Source organism: Kitasatospora sp. NPDC088346, assembly GCF_044740765.1.
Taxonomy (GTDB): Bacteria; Actinomycetota; Actinomycetes; order Streptomycetales; family Streptomycetaceae; genus Kitasatospora.
On the sequence record NZ_JBIURH010000096.1, the window covers coordinates 1 to 14465 of the forward strand.

Consider the following 14465-nt stretch of genomic DNA (forward strand, 5'->3'; position numbering starts at 1 on the left):
TCCTGGCGGACGGTTTCGGTACGTTCGTCGAGGTCAGTGCCCATCCGGTGCTGGCGATGGCGGTGCAGGACGCCGCCGAGGCGGCCGGACAGGACGCGGTGACCGTCGGCACGCTGCGCCGCGGCGAGGGCGGGCCCCGGCGGGTGCTGGCCTCGTTCGCGGAGGCGTGGGTGCGCGGGGTGGGCGTCGACTGGCGGGCCGCCGCCCTCGCGGGTGCCGACCCCGTCGCGCCGGTCGACCTGCCCACCTACGCCTTCCAGCGCGCGCACTACTGGCTGGACGCGCCGACCGCGGCCGTGGAGGACGAGCACCGCGCCGAACTCGACCCGGTGGAGGCCGAGTTCTGGGCCGCCGTCGAGCGTGAGGACCTGGCCGTTCTGGCCGATTCGCTGGAGCTGGGCGCCGATGCCCCGCTGAGCGCCGTGCTGCCCGCGCTGTCGTCCTGGCGGCGGCAGCACCGCGAGCGGTCCACGGTCGACGGCTGGCGGTACCGGATCGTCTGGCGCCCGCTCACGGACCTGCCCGCGCCCGTGCTCTCCGGCCACTGGGTGCTGGTCGCGGCCGTCGAGGACCGGGACCGGACCGAGGGCCTCGCCGAGGTGCTCGGGCGGCGCGGAGCCGAGGTCACCGTGCTCACCGTCGACGAGGGCGACCTCGACCGGGCGGCGCTGGCGGCCCGGCTGGTCGCGGAGCTCCCCGAGGGCGTGGCCCCCGCCGGGCTGCTCTCCCTGCTCGGCGGAGCCGAGCGGCGCTGCGCCGCGCACCCGTCCGTCCCGTTCGGTCTGGCGGGTTCGGTGCTGCTGCTCCAGGCGCTCGCCGATGCCGGGATCGAGGCCCCGGTGTGGACCGCCACCCGCGGCGCCGTGGCCGTCGACCGCACCGAGCGGGTGTCCGGTCCGGCCCAGGCGCTGGTCTGGGGCCTCGGTCGGGTCGCAGCGCTGGAGGACTCCGCCCGGTGGGGTGGTCTGGTCGACCTGCCGGAGCAACTGGACGAGCGTGCCGTGGACCGCCTCGCGGGCGTCCTGGCCGGGACCGGTGGTGAGGACCAGGTCGCGGTGCGGGCGTCGGGTGTGCTGGTGCGGCGGCTGGTGCACGCGCCGGCCGGCCCGGTGACGGGCGAGCGGTGGACGCCGTCGGGCACCGTGCTGGTGACCGGTGGCACCGGCGCGCTCGGTGCGCACGTGGCCCGTTGGCTGGCCCGCAACGGTGCCGAGCACCTGCTGCTCACCAGCCGCCGGGGCCCGGACGCCGAGGGCGCGGCCGAACTCGTCGCCGAGCTCGACGCGCTCGGCGCCCGGACCACCATCGCGTCCTGCGACGTCTCCGACCGCGCCGCACTCGCCGGGCTGCTCGCCACCGTCCCCGCCGAACAACCGCTCACCGCCGTGATGCACACCGCGGCCGTGCTGGACGACGCGGTGATCATGGCGCTCACCGCCGACCAGCTGGAGCGGGTGCTGCGGGTCAAGGTCGACTCGGCCCTTCACCTGCACGAGCTCACCCGGGACCTGGACCTCTCCGCGTTCGTCCTGTTCTCCTCCTTCGCGGCCACGTTCGGCGCCCCGGGTCAGGGCAACTACGCCCCCGGGAACGCCTTCCTGGACGCCCTGGCCGCTCAGCGCCGGGCCGACGGCCTGCCCGCCACCTCGGTGGCCTGGGGCCCCTGGGGCGAGGGCGGCATGGCCGAGGGCGGTGTCGGCGACCGGATGCGGCGGCACGGCATCCTGGAGATGGATCCGCAGCTGGCCGTCGGCGCCCTCCAGCACGCGTTGGACCGGGGCGACACGGAGCTGACCGTCACCGACATCGACTGGCAGCGCTTCGCCCTGGCCTTCACCTCCGGCCGGGTCCGGCCGCTGCTCGACGAGGTCCCCGAGGCCGCCCGGGTGCTGGCCGGGGTCCGCGCCGCAGGGGAGGAGCAGCAGGCGGGCGCCGGGGCACTGGCGGCCCGGCTGGCCGGTGCGGCCCCCGCAGACCGCGACCGGATCCTGCTGGACCTGGTCACCTCGCACGTCGCCGCCGCGCTCGGCTTCGCCGGGCCGGAGGCCGTCGACACCGGCCGGGCCTTCAAGGAGCTCGGCTTCGACTCGCTGACCGCGGTGGAGCTGCGCAACCGGCTCGGTGCCGCAGCGGGGGTCAAGCTGCCGGCCACCCTCATCTACGACCACCCCAATGCGCTCGCCCTGGTCCGTCACCTCGGAGCGGAGCTGACCGGGACCGGCACGGGCGCCGTGGCCGCGGTCGCGGCGAGCGGCGCGGCGCACGACGAACCGATCGCGATCGTCGGCATGAGCTGCCGGTTCCCCGGCGGCGTCGACTCGCCGGAGGACCTGTGGCGGCTGCTGGCGGCCGGTGGCGACGCCCTGGCGGCCTTCCCCACCGACCGCGGCTGGGACGACCTCGGCGACCCCGGCGGGCAGGGCGCCTCGTACATCCGCGAGGGTGGCTTCCTGCACGGTGCGAGCCGCTTCGACGCGGCGTTCTTCGGGATCTCGCCGCGCGAGGCGCTGGCCATGGACCCGCAGCAGCGGCTGCTGCTGGAGACCTCCTGGGAGGCGTTCGAGCGGGCCGGCATCGACCCGCACGCCCTGCGCGGCAGCCGGACGGGCGTCTTCGCGGGCACCAACGGCGGGGACTACCTCGGCCTGCTCGCCGGCGCCGCCCACTCGGCGGAGGGCCATGTCGCCACCGGCACCGCCGCCAGCGTGGTCTCCGGCCGGGTCTCCTACCTGTTCGGCCTCGAAGGTCCGGCGCTGACCGTCGACACCGCCTGCTCGGCGTCCCTGGTCGCCCTCCACCTGGCGGTCCAGTCGCTGCGCAACGGCGAGTGCGAACTCGCCCTGGCCGGCGGTGTGACGGTGATGTCGACCCCCGGCACGTTCGTGGAGTTCGGCCGGCAGCAGGGCCTGGCCTCGGACGGCCGCTGCAAGCCGTTCTCCGCCGCGGCCGACGGCTTCACCCCCTCCGAGGGCGTGGGCATGCTGCTGGTGGAGCGGCTGTCGGACGCGCGGCGCAACGGGCACCCGGTGCTCGGGGTGGTCCGCGGTTCGGCGATCAACCAGGACGGCGCCTCCAACGGGCTGACGGCGCCGAACGGCCCCTCGCAGCAGCGGGTGATCCGCCAGGCCCTGGCCAACGCCGGCCTGACCCCCGACCGGGTCGATGCCGTCGAGGCGCACGGCACCGGCACGAAGCTCGGTGACCCGATCGAGGCGCAGGCCCTGATCGCCACCTACGGGCAGGGCCGACCGGCGGACCGTCCGCTCCTGCTCGGCTCCGTCAAGTCGAACATCGGCCACGCCCAGGCGGCGGCCGGTCTCGCCGGTGTGATCAAGATGGTGGAGGCCCTGCGCCGCGGCGTGTTGCCGGCGAGCATCCACCTCGACGAGCCCTCGCCCCACGTGGACTGGTCGGCGGGTGCGGTGGAGCTGCTGACGCAGGCCCGGGAGTGGCCGCGGACGGGTGAGCCGCGTCGGGCGGGTGTGTCGTCGTTCGGGTTCAGCGGCACCAATGCGCACGTGATCGTCGAGCAGGCCCCCGACGAGGCGGTCGAGGCGATCGAGGTGGCAGAGGCGGCCGAACCGGCCGCGTCCGTGCGGCCGGTGGTCGGGTCGTCGGTCGTCGGGTCGTCGGTGGTGCCGTGGCTGGTGTCGGCGCGCGGCGAGGAGGCGTTGCGAGGGCAGGCCGTGCGGCTGCGGGCGTTCGCCGCGAGTGCGCCGGACGCGCGCGGCGCCGGGCTGGCGCTGGCGACCGGGCGGGCGGCGCTGGAGCACCGGGCCGTCGTGCTCGGCGACGGCCTCGCCGAACTCGACTCCGGACTGGCCGAGTTGACCGCGGGCGCGCCGAGCGCGAGCGTGGTCCGGGGTGTCGCGGGCCCGGCGGGGAAGGTGGCGTTCGTCTTCCCGGGTCAGGGTTCGCAGTGGGCGGCGATGGCGGTCGAACTGCTGGAATCCTCGCCGGTGTTCGCCGCTCGGATGGCCGAGTGTGCTGATGCTCTGGCGCCGTTCGCGGACGGGTGGTCGCTGCTGGACGTGGTCCGCGGCGATAGCGGCGATGCCTGGATGGACCGGGTGGATGTGGTGCAGCCGGTGCTGTGGGCCGTGATGGTCTCGCTGGCGGAGGTGTGGCGCAGTGCCGGGGTGGAGCCCGCCGCGGTGGTGGGTCACTCGCAGGGTGAGATCGCCGCCGCCGTGGTGGCGGGCGCGCTGTCCGTCGAGGACGGTGCGCGCGTGGTGGCGTTGCGCAGCCGCGCCATCGCGGGTGGCCTGGCAGGTCTGGGCGGCATGGTGTCGGTCGCCCTGCCGGTCGAGAGCGTCCGCGAACGCCTTGCAGCGTGGGGTGAGGAGCGGATCTCGGTGGCGGCCGTGAACGGCCCGTCCTCGGTGGTCGTCTCCGGTGAACCGGTGGCGCTGGACGAGCTGTTGACCGCCTGCGAGGCCGACGGCGTCCGCGCCCGCCGGATCCCCGTCGACTACGCCTCGCACTCCGCGCAGGTCGAGTCGATCCGTACCGAACTCCTCGAACTCCTCGCGTCGGTACGTCCGCAGGCCGGTACCGTGCCCGTCCTGTCGACCGTCACCGGCGAACTCACCGACGGCTCGGGCATGGACGCCGAGTACTGGTACACCAACCTCCGCACCACCGTTCGCCTTCAGCAGGCCGCCGAAGGGCTGCTCGCGGACGGCTTCGGCACCTTCGTCGAGGTCAGCCCGCACCCGGTGCTGGTGATGGCCCTCCAGGAGAGCATCGAGGCCGCCGACCGGGACGCCGTGGCGCTCGGCACGCTGCGCCGCGGCGAGGGCGGGCCCCGCCGGGTGCTGGCCTCGCTGGCCGAGGCGTGGGTGCGCGGGGTGGCCGTCGACTGGCGGGCCGCCGCCCTCGCGGGTGCCGACGCCGTCGCGCCGCTCGACCTGCCCACCTACGCCTTCCAGCACCGCCGCTTCTGGCCCGAGCCCGCCCGCCCCGAGGCCGCCGGGTCCGGCGGCGACCCGGTGGACACCGCGTTCTGGGAGGTCGTCGAGCGTGAGGACCTGGCCGCGCTGGCCGATTCGCTGGAGCTGGGTGCCGATGCCCCGCTGAGCGCCGTGCTGCCCGCGCTGTCGTCCTGGCGGCGCGAGCACCGCGAGCAGGCGACCGTCGACGGTTGGCGCTACCGCGTCGTCTGGCGCCCGCTCGCCGACCTGCCCGCGCCGCTGCTCCCGGGCACCTGGGCACTGGTCGCCGCCGAGGCGGACGCGGCCCGCGCGGCCGAGCTCGCCGAGGCGCTCGGGCGGCGCGGCGCGGAGACCCGCACCCTGCTCCTGGGCGCGGCCGACCTCGACCGGGACGCCCTGGCCGAGCGGCTCCGCAAGGAACTCGGCGACCTGGCCGCACTGGCCGGCCTGCTCGCCCTGCCCGCCACGGACGCCGCACCGCACGCCGACCGACCGGGCGTGCCGCCCGGCCTGGCCGGCACGGCCGTCCTGACGCAGGCCCTCGGCGACGCCGGGATCGAGGCCCCGCTGTGGTGCGCCACCCGCGGCGCCGTCGCGGCCGGCCGCACGGAGCGGGTGTCCGACCCGGCCCAGGCGCTGGTCTGGGGCTTCGGCCGGGTCGCGGCCCTGGAGCACCCGCAGCGCTGGGGTGGTCTGGTCGACCTGCCGGAGCAACTGGACGAGCGTGTATTGGACGGCCTCGCGGGCGTCCTGGCCGGGACCGGTGGTGAGGACCAGGTCGCGGTGCGGGCGTCGGGTGTGCTGGTGCGGCGGCTGGTGCACGCGCCGGCCGGCCCGGTGTCGGGGGAGCGGTGGACGCCGTCGGGCACCGTGCTGGTGACCGGTGGCACCGGCGCGCTCGGTGCGCACGTGGCCCGTTGGCTGGCCCGCAACGGTGCCGAGCACCTGCTGCTCACCAGCCGCCGGGGCCCGGACGCCGACGGCGCGGCCGAACTCGTCGCCGAGCTCGACGCGCTCGGCGCCCGGACCACCATCGCGTCCTGCGACGTCTCCGACCGCGCCGCACTCGCCGGGCTGCTCGCCACCGTCCCCGCCGAACAGCCGCTCACCGCCGTGATGCACACCGCCGGTGTGCTGGACGACGGCGTGCTGGAGGCGTTGACGCCCGAGCGGTTCGCCCGGGTGCTGCGCCCCAAGGTGGACGCGGTGCTCGCACTGGACGAGCTGACCCGGGACCGCGACCTCTCCGCGTTCGTCCTGTTCTCCGGCATCGCCGGCACCCTGGGCGACGCCGGGCAGGCCAACTACGCCGCCGCCAACGCCTACCTGGACGCCTTCGCCGAGCACCGGCGCGCCCAGGGCCGGCCCGCCACCTCGGTGGCCTGGGGCCGCTGGGGCGAGACCGGCATGGCCGCGGGCGGCGCGATCGGCGACCGGCTCGACCTGGCCGGGCTGCCCGCCATGCGCCCCGAGTCGGCGATCGGGGCCCTCCAGCAGGCGCTTGACCTGGACGAGACCGCGGTGACCGTCGCGGCGGTCGACTGGGAGCGTTTCGCCCCCGGATTCACCGCCGTACGGGCCTCCGCCCTGCTCGACGAACTGCTCGACGGACTGCCCGGCGCCCGCCGCCCCGCCGGATCGCCGGCCGGCCCGGCCGACGGGCCGGCCTCCGACGCCGCCGAGTTGCGGCGGCGCCTGGCCGGCATGGCGGAGCTGGAGCGCGTCCAGACCGTCCTGGACCTGGTCCGGGGCCACGCGGCCGCCTCGCTCGGGCACGCATCCGTGGACGAGGTCGGGGCCGGCCGGGCCTTCAAGGAACTCGGCCTGGACTCGCTGACCGCGCTGGAGCTGCGCAACCGGCTCGCCGCCGCCACCGGGCTGCGGCTGCCCGCGACGCTGGTGTTCGACTTCCCGACGCCGGCCGCGCTCGCCGAGCGGCTGCGGACCGAGCTGGTCCCGGCCGGCGCCGCGGGCGGTACGGGCGGCACGCTCGGCGACCTCGACCGGCTGGAGGCAGCGCTGGCCACGGTCGCCGAGGACGCCGACACGCGGGCGGACGTCGCCGCCCGCCTCCAGGCCCTGCTGACCCGCTGGAGCGCCGCGCCGCGCGAGCGGGAGGCCGGCCTCCAGGTCGCCGAGCAGCTCCAGGCGGCCTCCGCCGACGAGCTGTTCGCCTTCATCGACCAGGAGCTGGGCATGGCCTGACCGCACCACCGGCCGGCGGCGGCCCGCCCGGAGCCCGTCCACGGGCCCGGGCCGCCGCCGCCCCACGCAGCACGCGCCCGGCCTGCCGGGCAGGGCCTCATCCGGCCCGCCATCACACGCGGCCACCGACGAGTGGCCGCCGCCATCGACATGGGTGAGGTTCCACAGTGTCCCAGGAAAAGCTCCTCGACTATCTGAAGCGCGTCACGGCCGATCTCCACCAGACCCGCCAGCGGCTGCGCGAGGCGGAGGCCGGCGACTCCGAGCCGATCGCGCTGGTGTCGATGAGCTGCCGGTTCGCGGGCGGCGTCAACTCCCCGGAGGAGCTCTGGCAGTTGGTCGCCGAGGGCCGGGACGCGGTCGGGGACTTCCCCACCGACCGCGGCTGGGACACCGGGTCGCTCTTCGACGACGACCCCGACCAGCAGGGCACCAGCTACACCAGCCAGGGCGGGTTCCTCTACGACGCCACCGAGTTCGACGCCGGGTTCTTCGGGATCAGCCCCCGCGAGACCCTCGGCATGGACCCGCAGCAGCGCCTGCTGCTGGAGGCGTCCTGGGAGGTGCTGGAACGCGCCGGCATCGACCCGACCTCCCTCAAGGGCAGCCGCACCGGCGTCTTCGCGGGCACCAACGGGCAGGACTACGGGGACCTGCTGCACCAGGTCCCCGAGGGGGTCGAGGGCTACACCCTGACCGGGAACGCGGCCAGCGTGCTGTCCGGGCGGCTGTCCTACACCTTCGGGCTGGAGGGCCCGGCGGTCACCGTCGACACCGCCTGCTCCTCCTCCCTGGTCGCCCTGCACCTCGCCGCCCAGGCCCTGCGCCAGCGCGAGTGCTCGCTCGCCCTGGCCGGCGGTGTCACCGTGATGTCCAGCCCCCGGGCGTTCATCCAGTTCAGCCGTCAGCGCGGGCTCGCGCCCGACGGCCGCTGCAAGTCCTTCGCGGCCGCCGCCGACGGCACCGGCTGGGGTGAGGGCGTCGGCATGCTGCTGCTGGAACGCCTCTCCGACGCCCGCCGCAACGGCCATCCGGTGCTGGCCGTGCTCCGCGGGTCGGCCGTCAACCAGGACGGCGCCTCCAACGGCCTCACCGCGCCGAACGGCCCCTCCCAGCAGCGCGTCATCCGCCAGGCACTCGCCGACGCGGGCCTCACCCCCGCCCAGGTCGACGCCGTCGAGGCGCACGGCACCGGCACCGTCCTCGGCGACCCGATCGAGGCGCAGGCCCTGCTCGCCACGTACGGGCTGGAGCGGCCGGCCGAGCAGCCGCTGTGGCTCGGCTCGGTCAAGTCCAACCTCGGCCACACCCAGGCCGCCGCCGGTGTCGCCGGCGTCATCAAGATGGTGCTCGCCATGCAGCACGGCGTGCTCCCGCAGACCCTGCACGTCGACGAGCCGTCCCCGCACGTCGACTGGGCCTCCGGCGGGGTGCGCCTGCTCGACCGGGCGCAGGCCTGGCCCGAGACCGGGGAGCCGCGCCGCGCCGGCGTCTCCTCGTTCGGCGTCAGCGGCACCAACGCGCACGCCATCATCGAACAGGCCCCCGTGCTCGAAGCCGCGACCGACGCCGCGCCCGGGCCCGCCCCGGAGCCGGCCCCCGCTCCCGCCGCGCTGCCCCACCTGGTCTCGGGCCGGACCGCCGAGGCCCTGCGCGCCCAGGCCGCCCGGCTGCGCGCCCACCTGGACACCGTCCCCGCAGCCGCCCCCGCCGACCTCGCCCACTCGCTCGCCACCGGCCGCGCCGCGCTCGACCACCGGGCCGCCGTCCTCGCCGCCGACCGCACCGAACTGCTGGCCGGCCTCGACGCCCTCGCCGCCGGCGAGTCCGCACCGCAGCTGCTCCGCGGCACCGCCGCCGCCGAAGGCCGTACCGCGTTCCTGTTCACCGGCCAGGGCAGCCAGCGGGCCGGCATGGGCGCGGAGTTGTACGCCGCCCACCCGGCATACCGCGAGGCGTACGACGCGGTCTGCGCCGAGCTCGACCCGCTGCTGGACCGTCCGCTGCGCGAAGCCGTCGCCGACGCCGGACTGATCGACGCGACCGCCTACGCCCAACCGGCACTGTTCGCCCTGGAGGTGGCGCTGTTCCGGCTGCTGGAGTCCTGGGGACTGCACGCCGACTTCCTGGCCGGGCACTCGATCGGCGAGCTGGCCGCCGCCCACGTCGCCGGCGTCCTGTCGCTGGCCGACGCGGCACGGCTGGTCGCGGCGCGCGGCCGCCTGATGCAGGCGCTGCCGCCCGGCGGCGCGATGGTCGCCGTGGAGGCGACCGAGGCCGAGGTGGTACGGCTGCTCACCGAGGACGTCGCGATCGCCGCCGTCAACGGGCCCACCTCCGTGGTCGTCTCCGGCGCCGAGGACGCCGTGCTGCGGGTCGTCGAGCAGCTCGCGGACCGGCGGACGAAGCGGCTCACCGTCAGCCACGCCTTCCACTCGCCACTGATGGACGGCATGCTGGACGACTTCCGCACGGTCGCCGAGTCGCTCACCTACCGGGCGCCGCGGATCCCGATCGTCTCCACCGTCACCGGCACCTCGCTGACCGCCGGGGAACTGTGCTCGCCCGAGTACTGGGTGCGCCACGTCCGCGAGGCCGTCCGCTTCCACGACGCCGTCCGCCGGCTGCACGCCAACGGCGTCACCACCTACCTGGAACTCGGCCCCGACGGCGTGCTCACCGCCCTCGCCCAGCACAGCCTCGACACGGACCCGGACGCCGGGACCGCCCCGGCCACCCTGATTTCCGCCCTGCGCGCCGGCCGCCCGGAGGCGGCGCACCTGCTGGCGGCCGTCACCCGCGCCCACGTGCACGGCGCCGCACCCGACTGGCGTGCCGTCGCACAGCCCTGGGGCGGCCACCGCGTCGACCTGCCGACCTACGCCTTCCAGCGCCGCCGCCACTGGCCCGAGCCCCCGGCCGGCTGGCTCGGCGACGTCACCTCCGCCGGACTCGGCGCCGCCGACCACCCGCTGCTCGGCGCGGCCGTCGCCCTCGCCGACGCCGACGGCGTCCTGTTCACCGGCCTGCTCTCGCTGCAGACCCACCCCTGGCTCGCCGACCACGCGGTGATGGGGACCGTGCTGCTCCCCGGCACCGCCTTCGTCGAGCTCGCCGTCCGGGCCGGCGACCACGTCGGTGCCCCCCGGCTCGCCGAACTCACCCTCCAGGCACCGCTGGTGCTGCCCGAGCACGGCGCCGTACAGCTCCAGCTCGCCGTCGGCGACGCGGACGAATCCGGAAGCCGCCCGTTCACCCTGCACTCCCGGCCCGAACCCGACGGCGCCGCCGGCGCGGCCGCCCTGACCGCCGAACACGCCTGGACCCGGCACGCCACCGGCCTGCTCGCCCCGGCCGCCGACCGCGCCGCGGACCGTCCCGCCGAACCGCTCGGGGCGACCAGCTGGCCGCCGGCCGGAGCCGTCCCCGTTCCCACCGACGGCCTCTACGGCTACCTCGCCGAGGCGGGCTTCGGCTACGGTCCCGCCTTCCAGGGCCTCACCGCCGCCTGGCAGCTCGGCGACGAGATCTACGCCGACGTCCGCCTGCCCGAACCGGCCCGGGCCGACGCCCGCCTGTTCGGCCTGCACCCCGCCCTGCTGGACGCCGCCCTGCACGGCGTCGGCATGGGCACCCTGCTGGCACCCAGCGAGTCCGGACGCCTCCCGTTCGCCTGGCGCGGCGTCACCCTGCACGCCGCCGGCGCCGACAGCCTGCGGGTACGGCTCGCCCCGGCCGGTCCGGACGCCGTCGCCGTCACCGTCGCCGACGCCACCGGCACTCCCGTCGCCACCGTCGACTCGTTGCTGCTGCGCCCGGTGTCGGCCGCCCAGGTGCACGCCGCCCGGGCCGTCCACCACGAGTCGCTGTTCACCGTCGCCTGGCAGAGCGCCACCCCGGGCGCGCCCGCGGCCACCGGTTGGGCCCTGCTCGGCACCGAGGACGACCGCACGGACCCGGCCACCGCCCTGTCCCTGTCCCTGCCCGTCCACCGGTCGCCGGCCGAACTCGCCGCCGCCGTCCGGGCCGGAGCGGAGGCACCGCACACCGTCCTGGCCACCCTCGTCGCCGGGCCCGGCACCGCCGACGCACCGGCCGCCGCCCGCACCGTCGCCGCCCGGGCACTCGCCCTCGTCCAGCAGTGGTCGGCCGAGGAGGAGCTCGCCGACACCCGCCTGGTGCTGACCACCCGCGGCGCCGTCGCCGCCCTGTCCGGCGAGGACGTCACCGACCTGGCCGCCGCCACCGTCTGGGGCCTGGTACGGTCCGCCCAGTCCGAGAACCCCGGCCGCCTCGTCCTCGCCGACCTCGACGACGACCCCGCCACCCCGGCCGCCCTGCTCGCCGCCGTCGCCTCCGAGGAACCCCAACTCGCCCTCCGGGCCGGCGCCCTGTACGTGCCCAGGCTCTCCCGGGTCACCGCCGATGCCGCCCCCGCCCCCGCCCCCGACGCCGACCCCGCCCCCGACGCCGACCCCGCCCCCGGGACCGCCCCGGGCACCGGCGGCATCGACCCCGACGGCACCGTGCTGGTCACCGGCGCCACCGGCACCCTGGGCACCCTCGTCGCCCGCCACCTGGTCGCCGACCGGGGCGCCCGCCACCTGCTACTGCTCTCCCGGCGCGGCATCGAGGCCCCCGGAGCCGCCGAACTCGCGTCCGAACTCGCCGAGGCCGGCGCCAGCGTCACCCTCGCCGCCTGCGACGTCGCCGACCGCGAAGCCCTCGCCCGGGTGCTCGCCGAGATTCCCGCGGCCCACCCGCTCACCGCCGTCCTGCACACCGCCGGGGTCCTGGACGACGGCGTCCTCGACGCCCTCACCCCCGAGCGCCTCGACACCGTGCTGCGCCCCAAGGCCGACGCCGCCTGGCACCTGCACGAGCTGACCGCCGGACAGCCCCTCGACGCCTTCGTCCTGTTCTCCGCCGCAGCCGCCACCCTCGGCGGCCCCGGCCAGGCCAACTACGCCGCCGCCAACGCCTTCCTGGACGCCCTCGCCCACCACCGGCACGCCCGCGGCCTGCCCGCCACCTCGCTCGCCTGGGGCCTGTGGGCCGAACGCAGCGGGATGACCGGCACCCTGGACACCGCGGACCTGCAGCGCATCAACCGCGCGGGCGTCGCCGCGCTGTCCTCCGCCGAGGGCCTGGCCCTGCTGGACACCGCCACCGCACTCGGCGGCGCCACCTACGTCCCGATGCGGCTCGACCTCGCCGCGCTGCGCACCCAGGCCGCCTCCCCGGCCCTGCCCGCCCTGCTGCGCGGTCTGGTCCGCGCCCCCGGCCGCCCGGCAGCCCGGGCCGCCGGCGCGGACACCGCGGCGGACGGCCTCGCCCGGCAGCTCGCCGCCCTCCCGGCCGCCGAGCGCACCCGAGCCCTGCTCGGCCTGGTCACCACCGAGGTCGCCGCCGTGCTCGGCCACAGCGGCGCCGACGCCGTCGAACCGACCCTCGCTTTCAAGGAGTTGGGCTTCGACTCGCTGACCGCCGTGGAACTGCGCAACCGGCTGACCGCTGCCACCGGCCTGCGCCTGCCCGCCACCCTGGTCTTCGACTACCCGACGCCGCAGGCCCTCGCCGGGCAGCTGGACACCCGGCTCGCAGGCACCGTCGCACCCGCCGCCGTGACCGCCTCGGCCGCGGTCCCGGACGACGACCCGATCGCCATCATCGGGATGGCCTGCCGCTACCCCGGCGGCGTCACCTCCCCGGAGGAGCTGTGGCAGCTGGTCGCCGACGGCGGCGACGGCGTCTCCGCCTTCCCCACCGACCGCGGTTGGCCCCTGGACGCCCTCTACGACCCCGACCCGGAGCGGCAGGGCACCTCGTACGCCCGCGAGGGCGGCTTCCTGCACGACGCGGGCGCCTTCGACGCCGACTTCTTCGGCATCAACCCGCGTGAGGCGCTCGCCATGGACCCGCAGCAGCGGCTGCTGCTCGAAGCCTCCTGGGAGGCGTTCGAGCGCGCCGGGATCGACCCGGCGACCCTGCGCGGCAGCCGGACCGGTGTCTTCGCCGGGGTGATGTACCACGACTACGTCTCCCGCCTGCCCGCCATCCCCGAAGGCGTCGAGGGCTACCTCGGCACCGGCAGCTCGGGCAGCGTCGCCTCCGGGCGCGTCTCCTACACCTTCGGCCTGGAGGGCCCCGCCGTCACCGTCGACACCGCCTGCTCGTCCTCGCTGGTCGCCCTGCACCTGGCGAGCCAGGCGCTGCGCAGCGGCGAGTGCACCATGGCGCTGGCCGGCGGTGTCACCGTGATGTCGACACCCGACACCTTCGTCGACTTCAGCCGCCAGCGCGGTCTGGCCGCCGACGGGCGCTGCAAGTCCTTCGCCGGCGCGGCCGACGGGACCAGCTGGGCCGAGGGCGTCGGCATGCTGCTCGTCGAACGTCTCTCCGACGCGCGCCGCAACGGGCACCCGGTGCTGGCCGTGGTCCGCGGCACCGCCGTCAACCAGGACGGCGCCTCCAACGGCCTCACCGCCCCCAACGGCCCGGCCCAGCAGCGCGTCATCCAGCAGGCCCTGGCCAACGCGGGCCTGTCGGCCGCCCAGGTCGACGCCGTCGAGGCGCACGGCACCGGCACCGTCCTCGGCGACCCGATCGAGGCACAGGCGCTGCTCGCCACCTACGGCCAGGGGCGTGCCGCCGACCGGCCGCTGTGGCTCGGCTCGGTCAAGTCCAACCTCGGCCACACCCAGGCCGCGGCCGGTGCGGCGGGCATCATCAAGATGGTCATGGCGATGCGCCACGGCGTGCTGCCGCAGACCCTGCACGTCGACGAGCCGTCGCCGCACGTCGACTGGACGGCCGGCGCCGTCGAGCTGCTGACCCGGCGCCGCCCCTGGCCGGTGACCGGCGAGCCCCGCCGGGCCGGCGTCTCCTCCTTCGGCGTCAGCGGCACCAACGCCCACGCCGTCATCGAGCAGGCCCCGGACGAGCCGGCCGCGGCCGCCCCCGAAACCCCCGGCGGGCCCGACACGGTCCCGTGGGTGCTCTCCGCGAAGACCCCCGAGGCCCTCGCCGCCCAGGCCGGCCGGCTGCACCGCCGCCTGACCGAGGACGACGCCTGGCACCCTGCCGAGGTCGCGCGCGCCCTGGCCACCACCCGGGGCAGCCACGACCGGCGTGCCGCCCTGATCGGCAGTGACCGGACGGAACTCCTGCGCGCCCTGGAAGCCCTGTCCCGAGGCGAGTCCGCCCCTGTCGAGGGCGCCACGACCCCCTCCGGCCGGACGGCGTTCCTGTTCACGGGGCAGGGGAGCCAGCGGGCGGGTATGGGTGCGGAGTTGTATGCCGGGTATCCGGTGTTCGCGGCGGCGT

Annotated in this window: 1 protein-coding gene and 1 pseudogene; both read left to right on the plus strand. The window is 76.6% G+C overall.

Annotated features, from left to right (window positions below; genetic code table 11):
• Positions 1–5: 5 nt before the first annotated feature.
• A pseudogene (locus ACIOFR_RS40845) lies at positions 6–7139 on the plus strand (type I polyketide synthase); the annotation flags it as partial.
• Between the two features lie 167 nt (positions 7140–7306).
• Positions 7307–14465 (plus strand): type I polyketide synthase (locus tag ACIOFR_RS40850; protein ID WP_401005698.1); only part of this gene is annotated, 7159 nt, incomplete at its 3' end.